Source organism: Thermomonas hydrothermalis, assembly GCF_900129205.1.
Lineage (GTDB): Bacteria > Pseudomonadota > Gammaproteobacteria > Xanthomonadales > Xanthomonadaceae > Thermomonas > Thermomonas hydrothermalis.
In genome coordinates, this window is the sequence record NZ_FQUK01000028.1 from 1 (window position 1) to 21683 (window position 21683).

A 21683-nucleotide genomic window follows, 5' to 3' on the forward strand; every position below is an offset into this window, starting at 1 on the left:
AGGCCACGCGCGGCACCCGGCAGTGGATGAAGGCCTTGAACTGGAAGAAGTGCAGATGCTGCCAGGTGCGCTCCACCCGGTCGTGCACCGGCTGGTCCGCCGCCCCGCAGACCGGACAGGCCAGCCGGGCCGTATCGCACGACACCTCGAAGTGGATCGCCCCCTCATCCGGACGAAACGACACGCTGTCTACCGCCCACGGCGGCGTCAGCCCCAAAGCCTGGGTGAAGAGTTGTTCTTGCATCCGCCAAGGCTGACATCATCCGGCGGCCCGTTCCACACCAGACGCGATGGAGCCCTTCCGCCGCGCACTGCGAGACAAGATTGGTCGGGAAATACAGCCGGTATTCCCAGCGCATGACGCCGCGCTCTTCCCTTGCCTTCTGGCGGGCGTCATACCACGTCAGGAATCCGTCCTCGATGACCGGTTCATCGTCCTGGTCGGAGAGATAGAGAAACCTTGCTGCGAAGCGAACCTTCCCGGAAGGCTCACCAAGGATCGATCGAAGCGATTCCACGCCGTTGAACTCGTGCTGGTTCGACCGGATGACATCGGCCTCGACGGCGCTCAGGCGCTTGAGCGCGACCCCCTCGAAATACTGCGACAGATAACCCTGTTTCATTTCCTGATCTCTGTTTCCGGTTCATTGCCATGCAGCCACACGGCGAGGCGCTGCCCGACCTTGCCGGGATCAGTTCCTGCCCCCCGAAGGGCACATTCCCAGACCACGGCAACACGCCAGCCGGCCGCAAGGAGCGCGTCCCGTGCCCTGCGGTCGCTGGCCCGGTTGCGGTCGATCTTGTTCCGCCAGAAATCAGGCCGGGTGCCTGGAAGCCGGTAGAGCGGGCAGTCGTGACCGTGCCAGAAACAGCCATGCACGAAGATGGCGGCGCGGTATTTTGGCAGCACGATATCAGGCTTTCCTGGCAGTTCCCGGACGTGAAGGCGGAAACGGAAGCCTTCGCGGTGTAGCAGGCTCCGCACGAGGATTTCCGGCTTCGTGTTCTGCCCCCGGATGCCAGACATCATCCGGCTTCGGGTTGCAGCATCCACCACGTCCGCCACGGGGTTCAGGCAAACGCCAGTGGCGGCTGGACGATGCCGGCCCGCTCCTGCTCGATCATGGTTTCGACGTGCGGAACCATGATGCGGGCCACCTCACGCATAACCGGCATCACCACACTGTTTCCGAACTGGCGGTAGGCCTGCGTGTCGCTGACGGGAATACGGAACGTGTCAGGGAATCCCATGAGACGTGCGCATTCGCGCGGCGTCAGACGGCGCGGTCGCTTGCGGTCGCCCTGCGAGACAAGGATTTCCGATCCATCCTTGTAATACCGGGCTGAAAGCGTGCGGGCCACGCTGTCCGGTGTGACCAGCCCGAACCCGAAGCCGTTGCCGGCGGCACGGTGCTTTTCCGCATAGGCCTGGAGATAGGCCCACAGCTTGGGCGTGAGGGTGTATTTGGGCTGGACGGTCTGCCGGTCGTGATCAAAATACCGGTCACCATCCCACGGAAGCACGGGTTCGGTGCCGTCCGTCCGGTGCAGGATCGAGGAAAGAAGCGGCCCCTTGGGCGGCAGTTGCAGATCATCCCATGCAAAGGCGGTTTTCTCGCGAAAGCCAACGATGATGATCCGTTCGCGGTGCTGCGGGGTGAAGTGCCGGCCGTCGATGATCCGGTGGTGTACTTCATAGCCAAGCTCGTCGCTCAGGGTTTGCAGGATGACGCGGAACGTGTTGCCCCGGTCGTGCGAGAGCAGGTTCTTGACGTTCTCCAGCAGGAATGCCTTGGGCCGCTTGGTGGCGATGATCCGCGCCACGTCAAAGAACAGTGTTCCCTGTGTCGTGCATTCAAAGCCGTGGGGTCGGCCAAGAGAGTTTTTCTTGGAGACGCCGGCGATGGAGAACGGCTGACAGGGGAAGCCGGCTAGCAGCACGTCGTGATCGGGAACCGCCTCGGCCGGAAAGGGAACGATGTCGCCAACAAAGGTGTGCCGGTCGCCGAAGTTCTCGATATAGGTTTTTTTCGAGAACTCGTTCCATTCGCTGGTAAAGACGCATTCGCCGCCATGGGCCTCAAAGCCCATACGGATGCCGCCAATCCCTGCGAACAGGTCAATGAATCTGAACCGGCCGCCACCTGCCGGAGTGTGGGCGGCTTTTTGCAGCAGATCGCGCAATGCCGGTTCCAGCATGGCCGGACATGGGACTTCGCCCTTTTCCCAGCGCCTTACGGTCTTGGGTGTTTTGCCGATGTGTTCGGCTATTTCGCGTTGCGTGAACCTGTCTCGGGCCTGCCGAAGCAGTTCCAGCGGTTGTGCATGGGCCATGTTCTGTCCTTTTCTGGGAATCTTAGGGGACATTATGGCCTATTTTTAACCCTTGAGCTAAAGCTCGGCCAGCCAGTCGCGCGGGCGCAGGTAGTCGGCCAGCCGCGCCTCGGGGCTGCCGGACTCGGGCTGGTAGCCGTATTCCCAACGCACCAGCGGCGGCAGGCTCATCAGGATCGACTCGGTGCGGCCGCCGCTTTGCAGCCCGAACAGGGTGCCGCGATCGTAGACCAGGTTGAACTCGACGTAGCGGCCGCGCCGGTACAGCTGGAACTGGCGTTCGCGCTCGCCGTAGGGGGTGTCCTTCCGGCGGGCGACGATCGGCAGGTAGGCGTCGAGGAACCCATCGCCGACCGCGCGCAGATAGGCAAAATCGCGCGTGAAGTCGTCGCCTAAGTCGTCGAAGAACAGGCCGCCGACGCCGCGCGTCTCGCCACGGTGCTTGAGGAAGAAATACTCGTCGCACCAGCGCTTGTGGGCCTCGTAGCGGCTCTGGCCGCCGAATGGTTCGCACAGTGCGCGGGCAGTGCGGTGCCAGTGCAGCACGTCCGCGTCGAAGGGATAGAACGGCGTCAGGTCGAAGCCGCCGCCGAACCACCACGCCACCGTTTCGCCGTCGCGCTCGGCGCGGAAGTGGCGCACGTTGGCATGGGTGGTCGGTACGAACGGATTGCGCGGATGGAACACCAGCGACACGCCGACCGCGCGCCAGGAGGCGCCCGCCAGTTCCGGCCGGTGCGCCGTGGCCGATGGCGGCAGGCGGTCGCCCGCCACGTCGGAAAAGCCAATTCCGGCCTGCTCGAACACCGCGCCATCGCGCAGCACGCGGGTGCGCCCGCCGCCACGGATCGGGCTGCTGGCGGGGTCTTTGGTCCACTCGTCGCAGCCAAAGCGAGCCGCTCCGTCACAGGCTTCGATCGCGGCGCAGATGCGCGCCTGCAAATCGATCAGGTAGGCACGCACGCGGTCGAAATCAGTCTGGGCGCAGGTCATAGGGCGCAAGTGTAGGCCAGCCGGCGCTGCTGGCGGTCAATCGGCTGTCACAACGCGGTCGTATTCATTGCGATAATAGGCGGCGGACGGTTCTCCGCAGGGATGCGGATCATCTCTCGGGGAAATCGCAATGCACCTCTCTCACTGGCGCCGGCTGGGGCTTGTCGGCGCATTGGCCCTGCTGTGTTCGGTCGTGGCGGCCACCGACATCCGGCTGCCCGACCATTACGAGTTCGATGCCACCCTGGCGGTGCCCTTCCAGGCCCGCGCAGGTCAATTCCCGATTCGTATCGACTTCGACTATCCGGGCGCCGGTGCCCACACCCAGGCCGGCTGGAAGGTCGAGGTGCTCTCGCCTGCGGGGGGCGTAGTGTTTGAGGACGTCGGGATCGCCACCCTGCAGCAGGGCCGTGGTTCGGCCGTCGGGCGCTGGAACGGGCTGGGCACGGGCGGACGCCGCTTGCCGGCGGGGTATTACACGGTGCGCCTGCGGGCGGTGCCGATGGTGGCACTGGCCGGCGATGCGGCCTTGACCGTCCGTCAGCGCGTCGACAAGGCGCTGGCGCTGTTTGCCGATGAAGTGGTGGAGCAGCGCCTGGACGTGATGCTGGGCCAGGTGCCGCGCGCACGTCTGACGCCGATGCGGCCGTTGCCCACGGGGGCGGTCAGCGCCGCCGCCATCGGTGCTGCGCCGGCGCGGCAGACGCTGGTGGCGGCAACCGGCGGCCTGCCCTACACGATTTACTACGGCAACCTGCACAGCCAGACCAACCACAGCGACGGTGGTACGCCGGTCGCCAGTTGCGGTGGCGCCGAAGTACCGCAGGCCGGCACCTACGGCCCGGCCGATGCCTACGCGATGATGCAGACCCAGGCCGGCGGCGATTTCCTGCTGACGTCCGAACACAACCACATGTACGACGGCTCCACTGGCACCAATACCTCGGCCAGTCCGAGCACCGCCAATGCGCTGTTCAGCAGCGGTCTGACCGCGGCGGCCAGTTACCGCAGCGCGCATCCGCAGTTTCTGGCGCTGTATGGCACCGAGTGGGGCGTGATCAGCAATGGCGGCCATCTCAACATCCTCAATCCGGACGGCCTGGCCAACTGGGGATACAACAGCAGCAACCAGCTGATCGGAACGGTGGCCACGGTCAAGTCCGACTATGCCGGTCTGTATGCCGTGATGAAGGCGCGCGGCTGGCTGGGTCAGTTCAATCATCCGGCCAGCAGCGGGCAGTTCCAGATCAACGGTGTCGCGCTGGCGTATGACGCCAATGGTGCGGATGTGATGGTGCTGGCCGAGGTGCTCAACAGCTCGGCGTTCTCCACCAACACCAGCATGACCGAGAGTGGCCGCAGCAGCTATGAGGCGGCGTGGAACACGCTGCTGGAAGCCGGCTACCGGCTGGCACCGGCAAGCAACCAGGGCAACCATTGCGCCAACTGGGGCTTGAGCTTCACCAATCGCACCGGTGTCCTGTTGCCCAGCGGGACGGCGCTGACCCCGGCGGCATTCTTCGATGCCCTGCGCGCCCGTCGGGCGTTTGCCACCGAAGACCGCACGGCGCAGCTGGTGCTGACCGCCAACGGTCATGTCATGGGCGAGGTGTTTTCCAACACCGGCCCGCTCACCCTGCAGGCCCTGTATGCCAGCACCAGCGGGCAGAGCGTGCAGCGGGTGCAGTTCTTCGAGGGCGTTCCGGGTCGTAATGGCACCGTCACCCAGCTGGCGGAAGGCAGCGCCAGCTATACGTTCACGCCCACGCCCGGCAAGCATTTCTACTACGTGAAGGTGACCCAGGCCGATGGCCTGCGGCTGTGGTCGGCCCCGGTCTGGGTGGACCAGAGTGGCAGCCCGCCCGCGGACACCGTGCCGCCAAGCGTCACTGCCAGCGAAACCGGCAGCAGCGGCACCATCACCTTGAGTGCCACCGCCAGCGACAACGTCGGCGTGAGCAAGGTGGAGTTCCTGATCGATGGCGTGCTGGTCGGCACCGACACCACGGCACCCTATGCGCTCACCTACGACTCCACCGCGCTGTCGAACGGCAGCCATACCCTGGTGGCCCGGGCCTATGACGCCGCCGGTAATGTCGGCACCTCGGCCGCAGTGACGTTCAGCGTCAGCAATACCGCCGCTGACACGACACCGCCCACCGTCAACGCCAGCGAAACCGGCAGCAGCGGCACCATCACCTTGAGCGCCACCGCCAGCGACAACGTCGGCGTGAGCAAGGTGGAGTTTCTGGTGGACGGCGTGCTCAAAGGCACCGTGTTCACCCCGCCGTATACGCTGGCGTTGAACTCGACGACCTTGAGCGACGGCAGCCACACCCTGGTCGCCCGTGCCTATGACGCAGCTGGCAATGTCGGCACGTCTTCGGCGGTGGCCTTTACGATCAGCAACGCGTCGGCAGCGGTGGAGCGGATCGTCAACGGCGGCTTCGAGGCTGGCAGCAGCAGTTGGACGGCCAGCACCGGCGTGATTACCAGCGACAGCACCTATCCGGCCAAGGCCGGCAGTTGGAAGGCCTGGCTCGACGGCTATGGCAGCAGTCATACCGATAGCCTGTATCAGACGCTATCGATTCCAAGCGGCATCACCCGCGCCACCTTGAGCTTCTGGCTGCGGGTGGACAGCAGCGAGACCACCACGACCACTGCCTACGACACCCTCAAGGTGCAGTTGCGCGATAGCGCCGGCAACGTGCTGACGACCCTGGCCACCTACTCCAACCTCAACAAGGGCAGCAGCTACGTGCAGCGCAGTTTCGATGTGACTGCCTGGAAGGGCAGAACCGTGCGGGTCTACTTCCTCGGGGTGGAAGATGCCAGCAACGCCACCTCGTTCCTGATCGACGAGGTCTCGCTGAAGACCCAGTGATGGCGGCACCCTGCCCCGGCGCCATTGATCGCGTCGGGGCAGGCCTGAACAACGCCATCCTGACGATGGCCGTCCACACCGAGCCCGGCACCTGTCCAGGCTACGGTCATCGATCAGCCAGCTGGGTGGCGGCCGCCAGCAGCTGCGCCGGCCGCGGCCCGGCGGCGGTCACGATGCGAGTGAATCCGGCAGCGCGAGCCTGCGCCTCAAGCCGCGGGCTGGAAGCCACCACGCCGACGGCGTACAGGGTTGGGTCGGCCAGCTGCGTCTGCAGGGCCGCCAGCGCCTCGCCGCTGGTCAGTGCCAGCAGCACCTGCTGCGGTGTCTGCAGTGCGACCGCCAGTGCCTGACGCTGGCGCGTCGGGATGGGGACTTCGACCCGCGCATACACCTCTGCGCGCAGCACCTGCGCGCCGCGTGCGGTCAGTGTCGGTGCCAGCAGGTCGCGGCCGCCGGGTGCGGTGATCAGGCCGATGCGCTGGCCGGCCACCGCGGCCAGCGCGGGGAGGGCAAGCAGACCCTCGCTGTCCATGCGGGTGGGCGCGCTGGCGGCGATGCCATGCCGTTGCAGGGCCCGCCGGGTGCTGCTGCCGACCGCCAGCCAGGGCTGTCCTGGGCGGGCTGCAAGCGGGTGTAGCCGGGCGGCCGCGCGCACCGCATTGGGGCTGGTGGCGATGACGATGTCAGCCTGCAGCGCGGCGGTCAGGGCGGCACGGGTGGCGGCATCGTCGGGCAGCACCAGGGCGACCGGCGAAACCGCCAGCACCCGTGCGCCCAGCCGGGCCGCCGCCCGGCGCAGGGCCGCGTGCTGCCCGCGCGGGCGCAGCGAGAGCACGGTCCAGCCGTGCAGCGGCAAGAGGGAAGCGCGCGAGACTGACATGCCCGAAGCTTGGCACAGCCATGCCGCTTGCGGCAGGCTTGGCGCATGCAGACATCGACCGATGCCGCCGCGCTGGCGGCCCTGATCCGCCATCTTGAGGCCATGCCGCCAGTGGCTGCCCTGCAACCCCGCCTGCTCGACTGGCAACCCGGGCGTTTGCGCTTGGGTGCGCCCCTGCAGGCCAACATCAATGACAAAGGCTGCGCGTTTGGCGGCAGCCTGACCTCGCTGATGACCCTGGCCGGCTGGGGGTTGGTCACCCTGACCCTGGAACGTGCCGGCCTGCATGCCGACGTATTCGTGGCCGACAGCCAGGTGCGTTATCTCCGGCCGGTCTTCGAAGATCTGGACGCACAGGCGCAGTTCGAGGATCCGGCGCTTGCCGACACCCTGCTGCACGGGCTGCGCACACAGGGGCGCGGCCAGGCCATGGTGCAGGCGCAGGTACGGCTGGCCGATGGCCGCAGCGCCGCCACGTTCAGTGGGCGTTACGTGGCCATCGCCAGGACGGATTGAGCCAAACCCGGACAGGTGCTGGGTGCGGCATGGGCGGACAACGCCAGGCGGGCGTTGTTCAGACCTTGGGTAGGATGATGCTCGCGCCAGAGGGAGACCGTCATGCCAAACCGTTACCGCGCCCTGCTGATGCTGTGGCTGGCCCTGCTGAGCCTGCCGCTGCTGGCGGCAAGCAGCCGCCGTGATGCGCTCGACCAGGCCCAGTACGCGTGGTCGGCGGCAATCCGCTGGGGGGATTTCGAGGGGGCCTGGGGGTTGGTGGATCCCGATGTGCGTGCCGCCCATCCGCTCACCGACATCGATTTCTCGCGCTATCGGCAGGTGCAGGTGGCCAGCTACCGCGACCTGGGCAGCAGCGTCGTGGGTGGCAGTCAGATCGCACGCGACATCGAGATCACCGTGGTCAACCGCCACACCCAGCAGGTGCGCACGGTGCGTTTCCAGGAGCGCTGGCGCTATGACCCGGCCCGCAAAACCTGGTGGCAGACCACCGGCTTGCCCGATCTCTGGCAAGACGCGGATTGATCCGCTGCGCGCCGCTACAATGGGCGCCCCATTCTGACCGATCACTGCCGTGACCCTTGCCGAACTGACCGCGTTCGCCAGCCGCAACCCTGTGCTCTCGCTGACGTTTGTCGGCCTGACTGTGGCCATCATCGTCAACGAGGTGGTCCGGCTCACCAGCGGCATTCGCCAGATCGGGCCAGCCGAGCTCACCGCCCTGGTCAACCGGGACAATGCGCTGGTCATTGATTTGCGCGCGCCCGCGGATTTTGCCAAGGGCCACATCGCCGGTGCGCGCAATGTGCAGATGGCCCAGTTTGATCCGGAAAACAAGGCGCTGGCGCCCGCCAAAGCCCTGCCAATCGTGCTGGTGTGTTACGTCGGCCAGACCGCCGGGCTTGCTGCCCGCCGGCTGCGCAAGGCCGGGTTCACCAATGTGTCGGTGCTGGAAGGCGGTATCCGCGCCTGGCAGGCGGCCGACCTGCCGCTGGTCAAGGGGCGTTGAGCGGCCCGACCGGTTCGGCTGGGGCGAAACCGCATTCGGTGCGATAATCGCCTCTTCCCTTTGGTTGCCGCACCGATCTGGTGCTTCTGGAGTCGTCCATGTCCGATGAAACCCTGAACGGCGCTGCGCCGTCCACCGACGCCCCGCAGGGCCCGCTGTTCACCGTCGAAAAGCTGTACGTGAAGGATCTGTCCTTCGAGGCCCCGAACGCCCCGCAGGTGTTCAACGAGCAGGGTCAGCCGGACCTGCAGATGAAGCTCAACCAGAAGGTCGAGCGGCTGGCCGAAAACGCCTACGAAGTCAGTCTGGGCATCACCCTGACCTGCACCCTCAACGGCAAGACCGCCTATCTGGCGGAGGTGGAGCAGTGCGGCGTGTTCGGTCTGGCCGGGATGGAAGCCCCGATGCTGGACGCGATGCTCGGCATCCAGTGCCCGACCATCCTCTACCCGTACGCTTCGGCGGCGATCACCCAGCTGATCACCTCTGGTGGTTTCCCGCCGTTCCCGATGCAGCCGATCAACTTCGAAGCGCTCTACGCTGAAGCCCTGCGGCAGCGCGCCGCCCAGATCGGGCAGCAGGACGGGGCGCTGGCGGCAGACACCGATACCGCTGGCAACGCCTGACCGGAACCGCATGGCGGCATCGGAAAAACCCAAGGTTGCCGTCCTCGGCGCCGGATCCTGGGGCACCGCGCTGGCCGCCCTGATCGCCCGCCACGGCCACGACACCGTGCTGTGGGGGCGTGATCCGGCGGTGGTCACGGCGATCGCCGACAGTCATCAGAATCCACGCTACCTGCCGGGGATCGCCCTGCCGGAACCCCTGCGTGCCACCACTGCTCTGCCGGCTGCGCTGGACGCTGCCGACCTGGTGCTGGTGGTGGTGCCCTCGCACGCGTTCGCCGGCATTCTGGAGGCGTTGGCGCCGTTGCGGCCGGCGCATGCCGGTGTGGCCTGGGCGACCAAAGGCTTCGAGCCCGGCAGCGGGCGTTTCCTGCACGAAGTGGCCAGCGAACGGCTGGGCCCCGGCGTGCCGCTGGCGGTGGTCACCGGGCCCTCGTTTGCCCGCGAGGTGGCCCAGGGGCTGCCGACCGCACTGACCGTGCATTCCGACGATGCCGGGTTCTGTCAGCAGGTCGCCGACGTGCTGCACGGCCCCGCGTTCCGCGCCTATACCGGCAACGACATGCGTGGCGCCGAGCTGGGCGGGGCGATGAAAAACGTCCTGGCGGTGGCCACCGGCGTGGCCGACGGCATGGGGCTGGGGCTCAACGCCCGCGCCGGCCTGATCACCCGCGGCCTCAACGAAATGCTGCGCCTCAACATCGCCCTCGGCGGCCGTCCGGAAACCCTGATGGGCCTGGCCGGGCTCGGTGACCTGGTGCTGACCTGCACCGGCGATCTCTCGCGCAACCGGCGGCTGGGGTTGGCGTTGGGCCGTGGGGCTTCGATCGAACAGGCGGTACGTGAAATCGGCCAGGTGGTGGAATCACTGCAGACCGCCGATGAGGTGATGCGCCTGGCCGGGGTGCATGGGATCGAGCTGCCGATCGCCGAAGGCGTGCGCGACGTGCTGCATGGCACGGTGACGCCGGCCGAAGGGCTGGCGCGGCTGATGGCACGCGAGCGCAAGGCCGAATACCCACAATCGCTGTTCTGTTGAGCTTGCAGTGGTGCCGGCGGTGCATCGCCGGCCGGTGTGGTCTTGTTTCAGCGGCACACATGAAAACGCCCGGCAGGTGCCGGGCGTTTTGCAACGGTAGGCGAGTTGCGCTTACCAGGTGAAGCGCGGGCCGATGAAGTACTGCCGCTCGCCGCCCTGGATCAGGCGCACGTCGGCATTGAGGCCCCAGTTCTGGTTGAACATCACGTTGGCGCCCAGACGGCCAAAGGCTTCGCCGCTGGTCTTGTTGGTGTCCATGTAGCCGACCTTGGCATAGCCTTCGACGTTCGGCATCAGCAGGCTGCGCACGCCGGTCTCGACGCTGTAGCCTTCGGCCTTCGGGCCACCGTGCTTGACCTTGGTCACGTCATAGGCGATGTCGGCCACGAAGTCGGTGTTCTTGCCGATGGCGGTGTTGTAGCCGCCGCCGATGCGCGACTGCTCGAAGCCGGCGCTGGAGTGCTTGACGTCCTGATTGTTGTACTCGGCAATCAGGTGGAAGTTCGGATGCACCGCGACCGAGCCGTTCAGGCCCCAGCCGTCAGCGTCCGGACCCTTGACGTCGGAGTAGACGTAGCCACCCTGCACGTAGTTGTAGGTGATGCCGTCGGCAGCCTGCGCGGCCAGGGGCAGAGCAGCGGCCAGAGCCAGGGCGATGACTTGACGCTTCATGGGGGAGACCTCCGTGTTGTGTGTTGATTGTTTTGTCGGCCCGGCACGACTGCGCCGGGCGTGGAGGATTGTTCGTCAGTCGGCGCAACCTCGACTGAATCCAGAACTGCGCGGTACAGGAACCGTTCGGTTAAGCAGGTGTAGAAACCCGCGCTTTTATGCGCCGCAGGCCACGCCGCGGTGTGCGTCAGTCGCCGCCGGCAAAGCCCGCCTGCCGCCAGGCCTCGAACACCATCACCGCCACCGCGTTGGACAGGTTGAGGCTGCGGTTGTGCGGGCGCATCGGCAGGCGCAGGCGCTGTGGTTCTGGGATGCGTTCCAGAATCGCCTGGGGCAGGCCGGCGGTTTCGCTGCCGAACAGGAACGCATCGCCGGCCTGGAAGGCGGGGGTGTCGTAACGCACACGCCCGCGGGTGGACAACGCGAACACCCGCGGCGGCCTGCCCTGCATGCGGGCGATGGCCGCAAGTGCGGCGTCGAGATCGTCGTGCACTTGAAGCGAGGCGTATTCGTGGTAGTCCAGCCCGGCGCGGCGCAGCTGGCGGTCTTCCAGTGCGAATCCAAGCGGCCGCACCAGGTGCAGCTGTGCGCCGGTGTTGGCGCACAGGCGGATGACGTTGCCGGTGTTGGGCGGGATTTCCGGGCGATGCAGGATGACGTGCAGCATCGCCGAATTGTAGGGCGCTGGCGTGGATTACCAGGGCAACGGTTGGCCCTGCCAGTCGAGGAACTGGCCGGAGTGGGCGGGCGTGGCGGCGGCGATCACCGACAGCAGGCCGGCCGCCGACGCCTGCGGCGTCAGCGGAGCCTGGGGCCCGCCCATGTCGGTCTGCACCCAGCCTGGATGCAGCAGCAACACGATGATGCTGCGCGCTGCCAATGCCTGCGCCAGCTGGACGCCCAGCATGTTGAGTGCGGCCTTGCTGGCGCAGTAGCTGGGTGTGCCGAAGCGGGTGACGCGGGCGATCGAACCAAGCTGCGAACTGAGGTTGGCGATCGTTGCGCCATCGCGCAGCAGTGGCGCCAGCGCCTGTGCCAGCAGGAACGGGCCGATTGCATTGGTGCGCAGGCTGGTTTCCAGGGCGTCTTGGCTCATCTGCCCAAACCGTTCACCGGAGGGCAGCACGCCGGCGTTGTTGATCAGCAGATCGAGGCGGCCATCGCCCAGCAGCGGCGGCAGTGCCGCAAGGAAGGCGTCGCGCGACTCAGGCCGCGCCACATCCAGCGGCAGCCGTTCCAGTTGCCCGGGGTGTGCGGCGGCCAGGCGGGCGAGTTCAGTGGCCAGGGCGGGTTGCCGGCAGGTGGCGATCACCCGATCACCGCGTGCCAGCAGCTGGCGGGTCAGTTCCAGGCCCAGGCCACGATTGGCACCGGTGATCACGACGGTTCGGGACATGGCCCAGCTCCAGATGGCTTTTGGCCTATTGTAGGCGGCCATTGCCTAGGGCTAAGTTGCCAGGCTGGTTTGTTTCAATGCGCAAGGAGCCGCCGATGTCCCTGTTCCGTTCCACCCTGCTGGCGTTGACCCTGACAGGCGCGCTGGTCGCCGGTGCTGGCCGTGCTGCCGCGCCTGACAACGTGCCCAAGGTCGATATTCCGTACCAGCAGTTCACCCTGCCCAATGGCTTGCGGGTGGTGGTGCACACCGACCGCAAGGCGCCGATCGTGGCGGTCAACATCTGGTACCACGTCGGCAGCAAGGACGAACCGGCCGGGCGCACCGGGTTTGCGCATCTGTTCGAGCACCTGATGTTCAACGGCAGCGAGAACGCGCCGGGCGAGTTTTTCACCCCGTTCAAGGCGGTGGGTGCCACCAACCAGAACGGCACCACCAACTCCGACCGCACCAACTATTTCGAGAACGTGCCGACCACTGCGCTGGACATGGCGCTGTGGATGGAATCCGACCGCATGGGGCATCTACTGGGCGCCATCGACCAGAAGACCCTGGACGAGCAGCGCGGCGTAGTGCAGAACGAAAAGCGACAGGGTGAGAACCAGCCCTATGGTCAGGTTTGGGATGTGCTGGGCAAGGCCATGTATCCAGAAGGCCACCCGTATCGGCACAGCACCATCGGTTCGATGAACGACCTCAACGCCGCCTCGCTTGAGGACGTCAAGACCTGGTTCCGCACCTGGTACGGCCCCAACAATGCCGTGCTGGTGCTGGCCGGCGACATCGACGTGGAAACCGCAAAGGAAAAGGTCGCCAAATACTTCGGTGACATTCCGGCCGGCCCGACCATGCCGCAGCCCAAGGTGGACGTGGCGGCGCATACCGTCGATACCCGCTCCGAGCTGACCGATACCGTCCCGCAGACGCGCATTTATCGCGTCTGGAACGTGGCTGAATACGGCCAGCCCGATCTGGACCGGCTGGAGTTGTTGGCGCGCATTCTGGGCGGCGGCAAGTCCTCGCGGCTGGACCGTCGTCTGGTGCACCAGGACAAACTGGTGGACAGCGTCAGCGCCGGCGTCTATGGCGCGCAGTTGAGCAGTACTTTCCTGATCACCGCCAACGTCAAACAGGGCGTGGACGTGGCACAGGTGGAAGCGGCCATCGACGAGGAGCTCAAGGCCCTGTTGAAGGACGGCCCGCGCCCGGATGAGCTGGCGCGTGCCCGCACCGCCCTGCTGGCCGGTTGGGTGCGCGGGGTGGAGCGGATCGGCGGGTTTGGCGGCAAGGCCGACGTGCTGGCCGAGTGCACCGTGTACACCGGTAACCCCGGCTGTTTCCGTGACAGCCTCAAGACCCTGGCCGAGGCCACGCCGGCGGCGCTGCGTGCCACCGGCAACGCCTGGCTGGGCGCCGGCAAGGGCAGCCATACCCTGGTGGTCAAGCCTGGCAAGCGGGTGCCACTGGTCGAGGATCCCAGCGTGACCCCGGCGCCCTTCAAGACGCCAGCGCCCGATCCGCGCTTCAAGACCCTTCCGACCACGGTGAACCGCAAGGCCGGCCCACCCATGCCTTCGCAGTTCCCCGATCTGAAGTTCCCGCAGGTGCAGCATGCCACCCTTCGCAATGGCACCCGGGTGGTGCTGGCCGAGCGGCATGACGTGCCGGTCGTGCAGCTGAGTTACGAGTTCCGTGGTGGTGCCGCTGCGGCAGCGCCAGGGCTGGCCAGCTTTGCCGCCAGTCTGCTGGACGAAGGCGCAGGCGACCTCGATGCGCTGGCGTTTGCCGATCGTGCCGAGGCGCTGGGGGCACAGCTGGCTACCAGCGCGGGCCAGGACAGCACCAGCGCCTATCTGTCGGCATTGAAGCAGAACCTTGCGCCTTCGCTGGCGCTGTATGCCGACATGCTGCGTCGGCCGCGGCTGGACCCGGCCGACATCGAGCGCGTGCGCGGGCAGTGGATCGCCGCCATCCGGCAGGAAAAGGCCAACCCCAATGGCCTGATCCGGCGCCTGCTGCCGGGGCTGGTGTATGGCCAGGGCCACCCCTACGCCAACCCGCTCAACGGCACGGAAGCATCCGTCGCCGCGTTCACCCGTGACGACCTGCTGCGCTGGCACGCCAGTGCGCTCGATCCGCGCAACGCCACCTTGGTGGTGGTCGGTGACACCACGCTGAAAGACATCCTGCCGCTTTTGGAGCAGCACTTCGGCGACTGGAAGACGGAAGATGCCGGTCACGCCCTGCCGGCAATCCCGACGGTGGCGCCGCCCGCACGGACGCGGGTGTTCCTGGTCGACCAGCCGGGTGCCGTGCAGGCCACCCTGGTCGCGGCCCGGCTGCTGCCGCCCAGCACCGATCCGGCAACAGTCCAGTACGACATGGCCAACATGGTCATCGGTGGCGACTTCACCGCGCGCTTGAACATGAACCTGCGCGAGGACAAGCACTGGTCGTATGGGGCGCGCAGCGGCGCCAGCGGGGCGGTTGGCCAGCGGCTGTGGACGGCAACGGCGCCGGTACAGATCGACAAGACGGGTGAGGCGATGGCGGAAATGCAGCGCGAGATCGCCGACTACGCCAGCGGTACGCGTCCCGCCAGCGCCGAGGAAGTGGCGGGCATGGCCCGGCTGATGACGCTGACCCTGCCGGGTGCTTACGAAACCGCCGCGGCGGTGCTCAACACCATCGCCTCCAATGTGCTCTACGGCCGCCCGGACGACTACGTGTTCCGGCGCAAGGCGGAGATCGAGGCAATGACGCCGGCGCAGGTGAACGCTGTGGCCAAGGCGCTGGATCCGAACGGCCTGACCTGGCTGGTGGTGGGTGATCTGTCCAAGACCGAGGCCCCGGTGCGTGCGCTGAACCTGGGCGAGGTCACCGTGATCGACGCCGACGGCAAGCCGGTGGTGAAGCAATAAGCCCCGACCGGTCGCCGCGTCCAGCGCGTGCGGCGACCTTTTGCATGATGCAGACGCACCGGGCCACAATCCGGTGCGTCTTCGTTTGAAGGAGCCCCGCATGATGCCCCTGTCGATCCGCGTTGCCGCCGTCCTGCTGGTGCTTGCGCTGTCGGCCTGCACCTTCGTCAAGATGGCTCCGGGCGCCCAGCAGGTGCAGGTGCTGGCTGCCGCCCCGCAAGGCTGCCAGCCACGCGGGGAGGTGGTGGTCTCGGTGACCCACAAGGTGGGCTTCTACGAGCGCGACCCGTTGCGGGTGCGAGACGAACTGGAAATCCTGGCCCGCAACGAAGCGCCGGCACTGGGGGCCAACCGGATCAGCCCACTGGGGCCGCCGGAGGCGGGCGAGCAGCGCTGGGCGCTGTGGCATTGCCGCTGAACCTGAACGTGGCGCGGGCCGCTGTCGCGACGTACGCCTGCGTAGGGTGGACAAAGCCGTTACCCTATGCGGTTCCGGCGCCAATCGGCGCCTGTTCCTGAGCCCTGCCATGCTGTTTCAACACGTTGCCATTGCCGGTCTGGCCCATATCGATCCGCCGCGGCGATTGACCACCGAGGAAATCAACGCCCGTCTGCGGCCCACCCTGGACCGTCTGGGGATTCGCGTGGATGTGCTGGGCGAGGTGGCCGGGGTGCAGGCCCGGCGGCTCTGGGAGGGTGACATGCAAGCCTCGGATGCGGCGACGCTGGCCGGCGTGAAGGCGCTGGCGGATGCCGGCATCGATCCCGACCGGATCGGGTTGCTGGTCAACACCTCGGTCAGCCGCGATTACCTGGAGCCGTCCACGGCCAGCATCGTGGCGGGCAATCTCGGCCTGCCGGATACCTGCCAGAACTTCGACGTCGCCAATGCCTGCCTGGCCTTCCTCAATGGCATGGACATCGCGGCGCGCATGATCGAACGCGGCGAAATCGAATACGCCCTGATCGTCGATGGCGAAACCGCCAATCTCGCCTACGAGAAGACCCTGGAGCGGATGACCCGCGCCGATGTCACCGAGGCGGACTTCAAGAACGAACTGGCCACCCTGACCCTGGGCTCGGGCGCCGCCGCGATGGTGCTGGCGCGTGCCGAGTTGGCGCCGGGCGCGCCGCGCTACAAGGGCGGCGTCACCCGCGCGGCCACCGAGTGGAACAAGCTCTGCCGCGGCAATATCGACGGCATGATCACCGACACCCGCATGCTGCTGGTGGAGGGCATCAAGCTGGCCACCAAGACCTTCGAGGTCGCCAAGCAGAAGCTGGGCTGGGCCGTCAACGAGCTCGACGAATACGTCATCCACCAGGTCAGCAAGGTGCACACCGCCGCCTTCACCAAGGCGATGGGGATCGACCCGCGCAAGGTCATGACCATTTTTGGCGAGCACGGCAACATCGGGCCGGCCTCGGTGCCGATCGTGCTGTCCAAGCTGCGCGAGATGGGCCGCCTGAAAAAAGGCAGCCGAGTGGGCCTGCTGGGCATCGGATCCGGTTTGAACTGCTCGATGGCGGAAGTGGAGTGGTGACCGACACCGCGCCGGCCATTGCGGCCGGCGACGGGCACGGTTGTCCACTGTGTGGGACGCAGACCACATGTTTCTGCGCAGATCGCGCGCGCCGTTACTTTGAGTGTCCGAGTTGCCGGCTGGTGTCGGCCGATCCGGCCTCGCACCTCTGTGCGTCTGATGAGCGAGCGATCTACGACCTGCACCAGAACGACCCCGCCGATGCGCGCTACCGCGCGTTTCTGGCGCGGTTGGCGGCGCCACTGCAGGCGAAGCTGACGCCGGGCATGCGCGGGCTGGACTTCGGCTGCGGGCCGGGGCCGGTGCTGGCACAGATGCTGCGCGAAGCGGGCATGGCGATGTGCGAGTACGACCCGTTCTACGCACCGGACGCGACGCGGCTGGAGACGCAGTACGACTTCGTGACCTGCACCGAAGTGGTGGAGCATTTCCGCGACCCGCTGGCCGGCTGGACCCAGCTGGCCGCGCTGGTGCGCCCCGGCGGCTGGCTGGGGGTGATGACCCAGTTGGCACCTGAGCTGCCGGCGAACTTCCTGCGCTGGCGCTACCGCGACGACCGCACCCACGTCAGTTTCCACCGTCTGGCCACATTGCAATGGCTGGCAGTTCGCTTCGGCTTTGCACTGGAACAAGTGGAAAGCCAGGCCTTCCTGCTGCATAGGCAGGGCTGAGGGCGGCGCACCGCCTACAATGGGCGGATGCGCTTTCCCGACTATCCCTTTACCCCGCACCGCTTCGAGGTTCGTCCCGGCATCGCCATGTCCTTCCTTGACGAAGGTCCGCGCGATGGCGAGGTGGTGGTGATGCTGCACGGCAATCCGTCGTGGAGCTACTACTGGCGCCATCTGGTGCTGGGCCTGCGCGACAGGTACCGCTGCATCGTGCCGGATCATGTCGGCATGGGGCTGAGTGATCGCCCCGATGATGGCCCGCAGGCGCAGCCGCGCTATGACTACACCCTGCAGTCGCGCATCGATGACCTGGCTGCACTGCTGCAACATCTCGGCATTGACGGCCCGGTGACGCTGGCGCTGCACGACTGGGGTGGGGCGATCGGCTTTGGCTGGGCACTGCGCGATCCGGCGCGGGTGCGGCGGCTGATCATCACCAACACCGGCGCCTTCCCGTTGCCTGCGGGCAAGCGTTTCCCGCGCCGGCTGGCGCTGGGGCGGGATTCACGGCTGGGTGGCTGGCTGATCCGCCGGTTCAACTTGTTCGCGCGTGGTGCCGCGCATCTGGGCACCGTGCGCCGGCTGCCGAAGGCGGTGCGGGCCGCCTACAGTCAGGTGTATGACGGCTGGGATCGGGCCATTGCCACCGTGCGCTTCATGCAGGACATCCCGTTGCACGACGGCGATCGCGCCATGCCGCTGGTGCAGGCCATGGCCCAGGCCCTACCCGGCTATGCCGACCGGCCAGCGCTGCTGGCCTGGGGGTTGCGCGATTTCGTGTTCGATCAGCATTTCCTCGACGGCTTCCGCGCCGCCCTGCCCCAGGCCGAGGTGCACGCCTTTGCCGACGCCGGCCACTACGTGCTGGAAGACAAGCACGAAGTGCTGGTGCCCAGGATGCGCGCGTTCTTGCAGCAGCACCCGCTCTGAATCACGAAAGTCAGGCCGCCAGCGGCGGCGACGGGCTACGGTCGTCGTCATCGGGCTGCGGATCGTTGCCGGCACCGTCACGCCAGTGCCAGTCCGCGGGTGTCAGCAGCGGCAGCCCCCAGGCGGCACGTGCCTTGTCGCATTGCGGGCTGGGTTTGCCGAACTCCCAGGACGCATCCACTTCACGGCACACCGACGGCCGCTGCGGATGGATACGGCAGCGCGAACGCTGGCCGATCTCGGCGTCCAGCGCCACGCAGCGGATCGGCGGCGCCAGGGTGCCGCGCATGCACAGACGGTGGGCATCCAGACGCTCGGTCAGCGCTGCCGGGACTCCACCTGGGGTGACCTCATCCGATTCCAGCCAGTGGAACGCAACGCGGTACTGGGTGCAGCAGGCGCCACAGGTGAGGCAGGGATGCATACAGGCCGGGCCGTGCGCGGCAATCAGTCAAGAGGAGCGAAATTGTTTCCTGCCGGAGGCAGACATGGCAACCATGCCGGCGGGGCTCACCCTGGCCTGGCGGTGTTCGTCCACGGCGGGCTCGATACACCCTCGCTGGGGCGGCGATAATGCGGCCATGACCTCGATCTGCAACATTGCAGCCGCGCTGCCGCGGCTGGCCCAGGCGCAGCCCGATCAGGTGGCGATCCGCTGCCCTGGTCGCCGTGGCCGCTATGACGTGGCGTTGACCTATGCCCAGCTGGATGCCCGCAGCGACGCCATCGCCGCCGGTCTGGCCCGGCACGGCATCGGGCGCGGCACGCGCACGGTGGTGATGGTGCGGCCCACGCCCGAGTTTTTCCTGCTGATGTTTGCGCTGTTCAAGGCCGGGGCGGTGCCGGTGCTGGTCGATCCCGGCATCGACCGGCGCGCGCTGAAGCAGTGTCTGGACGAGGCGCAGCCGCAGGCGTTCATTGGCATTCCGCTGGCGCTGCTGGCCAAGACGCTGCTGGGCTGGGCGTGCTCGGCGTCGGTGCGCATCACCACCGGGCGCTGGCCGCTGCTGGCCGATGCCACGCTGGCGCGGATCGAGGCCGACGGCGCCGGTGCCGGGCCGCAGCTGGCCGCCACCGACGGTGAGGACGTGGCGGCGATTTTGTTCACCAGCGGCAGTACCGGCGTGCCCAAGGGCGTGGTGTACCGGCACCGCCATTTCGTGGCGCAGATCGACATGCTGCGGCAGGCATTCGGGATCACACCGGGTGGCGTGGATTTCCCCACTTTTCCGCCGTTTGCGCTGTTCGATCCGGCGCTGGGCCTGACCAGCATCATCCCCGACATGGACCCGACGCGGCCGGCGCAGGCCGATCCGCGCAAGCTGCATGCGGCCATCGCGCGCTTTGGCGCCACTCAGTTATTCGGCTCGCCGGCGCTGATGCGGGTGCTGGCCGAGTATGGCGAGGCGCTGCCGACCCTGCGGCGGGTCACCAGTGCCGGCGCACCAGTGCCGCCACAGGTGGTGGAGCGGATGCTGACGCTGCTGCCGCGGGAGGCCCAGTTCTGGACGCCATACGGCGCCACCGAATGCCTGCCGGTGGCGGTGATCGAAGGCCGCGAGCTGCTCACCTTGCGCGCGCGCACCGAAAGCGGCGCCGGTACCTGCGTGGGGCGGCCGGTGGCCGGCAATACCGTGCGCATCATCGCCATCAGTGACGCGCCGATCGCGGACTGGTCGCAGGTGCAGGAAGTGCCGCCGGGTGTGGTGGGCGAAATCACCGTCGCAGGCCCCAGCGCCACCGACAGTTATTTCAACCGCGACGCCCAGACCGCCCTGGCCAAGATCCGCGAGACCCTGCCCGACGGCAGCCATCGCATCGTCCACCGCATGGGTGATCTGGGCTGGTTCGACGACGAGGGCCGGCTGTGGTTCTGTGGCCGCAAGTCGCAGCGGGTGGTCCTTGATGCGCAGACCACCTTGTGTACCGAACAGGTGGAGCCGATCTTCAACACCCATCCGCAGGTGTTGCGCACCGCATTGGTCGGCGTTGGCCCGGCAGGTGCGCAGCAGCCGGTGCTGGTGTTCGAACTCCGGCCTGGGGTCAAGGCCAACCCGGTCGAGGTGGCCGACGAACTGCGCCACATCGCACAGGGCTTCGTTCACACCGCCCGGATCGAACGCTTCCTGCATTACCCCAAGCCGTTCCCGGTGGACATCCGCCACAACGCCAAGATCGGCCGCGAGGCGCTGGCGGTATGGGCGACCCAGCAGTTGCAGCGACAGGGTGTGATGCGATGAAAGTGCTGGTGACCGGTGGCGGTGGGTTTCTCGGGCGTGCGCTGTGCCGCGCCTTGCGTGCACGTGGGGACACCGTGGTCAGCTTCAGCCGCCAGTACCATGCCGCCCTTGAGCCGTTGGGGGTGCGGCAGGTGCAGGGCGATCTGGCCGACCGCGATGCGGTGATGCGTGCGTTTGCAGATGGCTACGACGCGGTGCTGCACAACGCGGCCAAAGCGGGTGCCTGGGGCAGCCATGCCAGCTATTTCTCCGCCAACGTGCTGGGCACCCGCCACGTGATCGCCGCCTGCCGCGCCCACGGCATCGGCCGCCTGGTTCACACCTCCACGCCCAGCGTGGCCCATCGCGCCACCCATCCCGTGGAAGGCGCCAGTGCCGACGAGGTGCCCTACGGCGAAGGCGTCAAAGCACATTACGCCGCCACCAAGATCATCGCCGAGCGCGAGGTGCTGGCCGCCAACGGTCCGGCACTGGCCACGGTGGCCTTGCGTCCGCGTCTGATCTGGGGCCCGGATGACACCCAGCTGCTGCCGCGGCTGGTGCAGGCGGCTCGCAGCGGCCGGCTGCGGCTGGTTGGCGGCGGCGACAATCTGGTCGATACCACCTACATCGACAACGCCGCGCAGGCGCATCTGGATGCGCTCGATCACCTGCACCCGGGCGCGGCCTGTGCCGGGCGCGCCTACTTCATCAGCAACGGTGAACCCTGGCCGTTGCGTGAAGTGCTCAACGCCCTGCTGCGCGCCGCCGGTGCGCCGGAAGTGCACAAGCGCATCCCGTTCCGTGCCGCCTATGCACTGGGTGCCGTCTGCGAAGGGCTGTGGACGCTGCTGCCACTGCCCGGTGACCCGCCGATGACGCGCTTTCTGGCCGAGCAACTGGCCACGCCGCACTGGTATTCGATGGCGCCGGCGCAGCGTGATTTTGGTTACCTGCCGCGGGTGTCGATGGCCGAGGGGCTGGCGCGACTGCGGGCATCGCTGGCCACGGCGGGCTGACGCCGGGCCGGCGGGGTCAACCTCGGC

The 21683-nt window shown here is 67.2% G+C and carries 23 protein-coding genes; 13 read left to right on the forward strand and 10 right to left on the reverse strand.

Features of this window, described 5'->3' with window-relative positions; genetic code table 11:
- The 5 genes from BUA29_RS08500 to hemF form a co-directional block, all read right to left on the reverse strand.
- Positions 1–184, reverse strand: a 184-nt coding sequence (locus BUA29_RS08500; protein WP_218587171.1) for a transposase family protein, incomplete at its 3' end; no start/stop codon positions are given.
- On the reverse strand, positions 165–623 hold the full coding sequence (locus tag BUA29_RS08505) for a hypothetical protein (protein ID WP_218587172.1): 459 nt from the start codon (positions 621–623) through the stop codon (positions 165–167). The genes BUA29_RS08505 and BUA29_RS08500, both read right to left, overlap by 20 nt.
- A complete protein-coding gene (locus BUA29_RS08510; RefSeq protein ID WP_072756162.1) occupies positions 620–1066 on the reverse strand; it encodes a DNA mismatch endonuclease Vsr in 447 nt (148 codons plus the stop codon). Before BUA29_RS08510 ends, BUA29_RS08505 begins: the two co-directional genes overlap by 4 nt.
- Before the next feature lie 5 nt (positions 1067–1071).
- Positions 1072–2334 carry a DNA (cytosine-5-)-methyltransferase gene (gene dcm / locus BUA29_RS08515; protein ID WP_072756163.1) on the reverse strand — a complete coding sequence of 421 codons (1263 nt, stop codon included), beginning with the start codon at positions 2332–2334 and terminating at the stop codon, positions 1072–1074.
- A 57-nt stretch (positions 2335–2391) separates the two neighbouring features.
- Complete coding sequence (hemF, locus tag BUA29_RS08520) at positions 2392–3327, reverse strand: oxygen-dependent coproporphyrinogen oxidase (protein ID WP_072756164.1); 936 nt, start codon at positions 3325–3327, stop codon at positions 2392–2394.
- Between the two features lie 130 nt (positions 3328–3457).
- On the opposite strand from hemF, the gene BUA29_RS08525 reads away from it, so the two are divergent.
- A complete protein-coding gene (locus BUA29_RS08525; RefSeq protein ID WP_072756165.1) occupies positions 3458–6214 on the forward strand; it encodes an Ig-like domain-containing protein in 2757 nt (918 codons plus the stop codon).
- A 106-nt stretch (positions 6215–6320) separates the two neighbouring features.
- On the opposite strand, the gene BUA29_RS08530 is transcribed toward BUA29_RS08525, so the two are convergent.
- Positions 6321–7094 (reverse strand): uroporphyrinogen-III synthase, encoded by a 774-nt coding sequence (locus BUA29_RS08530; RefSeq protein ID WP_072756166.1) that lies wholly within the window; start codon positions 7092–7094, stop codon positions 6321–6323.
- A gap of 45 nt (positions 7095–7139) precedes the next feature.
- Between BUA29_RS08530 and BUA29_RS08535 the strand changes: the two genes are divergently transcribed.
- The 5 genes from BUA29_RS08535 to BUA29_RS08555 all read left to right on the forward strand — a co-directional run bounded on the left by BUA29_RS08535 (position 7140) and on the right by BUA29_RS08555 (position 10284).
- Positions 7140–7610 carry a YiiD C-terminal domain-containing protein gene (locus BUA29_RS08535; RefSeq protein WP_072756167.1) on the forward strand — a complete coding sequence of 157 codons (471 nt, stop codon included), beginning with the start codon at positions 7140–7142 and terminating at the stop codon, positions 7608–7610.
- A gap of 102 nt (positions 7611–7712) precedes the next feature.
- Positions 7713–8135: a hypothetical protein gene (locus tag BUA29_RS08540; RefSeq protein ID WP_072756168.1), complete on the forward strand. Its 423-nt coding sequence runs from the start codon at positions 7713–7715 to the stop codon at positions 8133–8135.
- A 49-nt stretch (positions 8136–8184) separates the two neighbouring features.
- Positions 8185–8619 carry a rhodanese-like domain-containing protein gene (locus BUA29_RS08545; RefSeq protein WP_072756169.1) on the forward strand — a complete coding sequence of 145 codons (435 nt, stop codon included), beginning with the start codon at positions 8185–8187 and terminating at the stop codon, positions 8617–8619.
- A 98-nt stretch (positions 8620–8717) separates the two neighbouring features.
- Entirely contained in the window at positions 8718–9245 is a 528-nt protein-coding gene (gene secB, locus BUA29_RS08550) for a protein-export chaperone SecB (RefSeq protein WP_072756170.1), read from the forward strand.
- A gap of 10 nt (positions 9246–9255) precedes the next feature.
- Positions 9256–10284 carry an NAD(P)H-dependent glycerol-3-phosphate dehydrogenase gene (locus tag BUA29_RS08555; RefSeq protein WP_072756171.1) on the forward strand — a complete coding sequence of 343 codons (1029 nt, stop codon included), beginning with the start codon at positions 9256–9258 and terminating at the stop codon, positions 10282–10284.
- Between the two features lie 111 nt (positions 10285–10395).
- On the opposite strand, the gene BUA29_RS08560 is transcribed toward BUA29_RS08555, so the two are convergent.
- The 3 genes from BUA29_RS08560 to BUA29_RS08570 all read right to left on the reverse strand — a co-directional run bounded on the left by BUA29_RS08560 (position 10396) and on the right by BUA29_RS08570 (position 12352).
- Positions 10396–10956: a porin family protein gene (locus tag BUA29_RS08560; RefSeq protein ID WP_072756172.1), complete on the reverse strand. Its 561-nt coding sequence runs from the start codon at positions 10954–10956 to the stop codon at positions 10396–10398.
- Between the two features lie 187 nt (positions 10957–11143).
- On the reverse strand, positions 11144–11623 hold the full coding sequence (locus tag BUA29_RS08565) for a tRNA (cytidine(34)-2'-O)-methyltransferase (protein ID WP_072756173.1): 480 nt from the start codon (positions 11621–11623) through the stop codon (positions 11144–11146).
- 27 nt (positions 11624–11650) lie between these two features.
- Positions 11651–12352: an SDR family oxidoreductase gene (locus BUA29_RS08570; RefSeq protein WP_072756188.1), complete on the reverse strand. Its 702-nt coding sequence runs from the start codon at positions 12350–12352 to the stop codon at positions 11651–11653.
- 95 nt (positions 12353–12447) lie between these two features.
- Here BUA29_RS08570 and BUA29_RS08575 point away from each other — a divergent pair, with 95 nt between their 5' ends.
- The 5 genes from BUA29_RS08575 to BUA29_RS08595 all read left to right on the forward strand — a co-directional run bounded on the left by BUA29_RS08575 (position 12448) and on the right by BUA29_RS08595 (position 18418).
- Positions 12448–15273, forward strand: coding sequence for a M16 family metallopeptidase (locus tag BUA29_RS08575; RefSeq protein WP_072756189.1), 2826 nt, complete (start codon positions 12448–12450; stop codon positions 15271–15273).
- A 100-nt stretch (positions 15274–15373) separates the two neighbouring features.
- The gene (locus BUA29_RS08580; RefSeq protein WP_425443772.1) at positions 15374–15691 is read left to right on the forward strand and encodes a DUF4156 domain-containing protein; all 318 of its coding nucleotides are present in this window, start codon (positions 15374–15376) and stop codon (positions 15689–15691) included.
- Positions 15692–15800: 109 nt separating this feature from the next.
- Positions 15801–16817 carry a 3-oxoacyl-ACP synthase III gene (locus BUA29_RS08585; protein WP_072756174.1) on the forward strand — a complete coding sequence of 339 codons (1017 nt, stop codon included), beginning with the start codon at positions 15801–15803 and terminating at the stop codon, positions 16815–16817.
- Between the two features lie 122 nt (positions 16818–16939).
- Positions 16940–17488: a class I SAM-dependent methyltransferase gene (locus tag BUA29_RS08590; protein WP_084602420.1), complete on the forward strand. Its 549-nt coding sequence runs from the start codon at positions 16940–16942 to the stop codon at positions 17486–17488.
- A 27-nt stretch (positions 17489–17515) separates the two neighbouring features.
- On the forward strand, positions 17516–18418 hold the full coding sequence (locus tag BUA29_RS08595; RefSeq protein ID WP_072756175.1) for an alpha/beta fold hydrolase: 903 nt from the start codon (positions 17516–17518) through the stop codon (positions 18416–18418).
- 10 nt (positions 18419–18428) lie between these two features.
- Here BUA29_RS08595 and BUA29_RS08600 read toward each other — a convergent pair whose 3' ends face one another.
- A complete protein-coding gene (locus BUA29_RS08600; protein ID WP_072756176.1) occupies positions 18429–18842 on the reverse strand; it encodes a YkgJ family cysteine cluster protein in 414 nt (137 codons plus the stop codon).
- 157 nt (positions 18843–18999) lie between these two features.
- Here BUA29_RS08600 and oleC point away from each other — a divergent pair, with 157 nt between their 5' ends.
- Together oleC and oleD are read left to right on the forward strand one after the other, a co-directional pair.
- Positions 19000–20658 carry an olefin beta-lactone synthetase gene (gene oleC, locus BUA29_RS08605; RefSeq protein WP_072756177.1) on the forward strand — a complete coding sequence of 553 codons (1659 nt, stop codon included), beginning with the start codon at positions 19000–19002 and terminating at the stop codon, positions 20656–20658.
- Entirely contained in the window at positions 20655–21656 is a 1002-nt protein-coding gene (gene oleD, locus BUA29_RS08610) for a 2-alkyl-3-oxoalkanoate reductase (protein ID WP_072756178.1), read from the forward strand. The genes oleC and oleD overlap by 4 nt, the downstream gene beginning before the upstream one ends.
- The last annotated feature ends 27 nt before the right edge of the window (positions 21657–21683 follow it).